The sequence below is a fragment of the Aquimarina hainanensis genome (assembly GCF_042684685.1).
Lineage (GTDB): Bacteria > Bacteroidota > Bacteroidia > Flavobacteriales > Flavobacteriaceae > Aquimarina > Aquimarina hainanensis.
The window spans coordinates 1-646 of record NZ_JBHULX010000038.1; the positions used below are offsets into that span (position 1 = coordinate 1).

1 protein-coding gene is annotated in these 646 nt (G+C 39.8%); it reads right to left on the reverse strand.

The window, feature by feature from the left end; translation table 11 throughout:
• Positions 1-646: hypothetical protein (locus ACFSTE_RS16000; protein WP_378298287.1), on the reverse strand; the 646-nt coding region annotated here is incomplete at both ends.

Here is a 646-nt window from a genome sequence, read left to right on the forward strand (position 1 = left end):
CTGTAAATCAAATAGCCTTTGCTGTAAATTAAAGGAATCGAATAACCAGTAGCCTTTGTCTGAATACGAGTACTATTATCTTTAAAATCAAGAGTGCTAAAAGCTATCTGATCCGCTCCTAAAGATGTATTAAAACGATCCCCATAACTATCAACCCAGCTCCACTCTAATTGATAATGGTCCGCTCCTAAAACATCTTCCCAGGCAAATGACAATTCATTACTAACTCCATTAAAAGTAGCAACAATAGGAGGAACCATATCAGATAAAACTCCATAATGTGATACCCATAAGCTAGCTGATAAAGTAATATTCTCTGGGATATATCCATTAACATCTACCGATGAAGTCGATAGATTCTGATAGCGACCCTCTTCTACAACTATGTGAGCCCCATAACTATCCCCAATACGATGTTCCCGAACATCAATACTATGCTGCCCTGATCCTGCAACACTATTACTGGAAACTAATAACGTAACAACATAACTCTGAGTAGGATCAAAAACTCCGGTCGATAAACGGGGAGTCACCCGAAGGCGAACCTCATAACTAAACCATCCATAAGGAGGCTGATCCGAAGCCACAGATAATCGTAAATCAGTACCGGAAGAGACCGTAACTCCACTACTGAACATACTCAGAT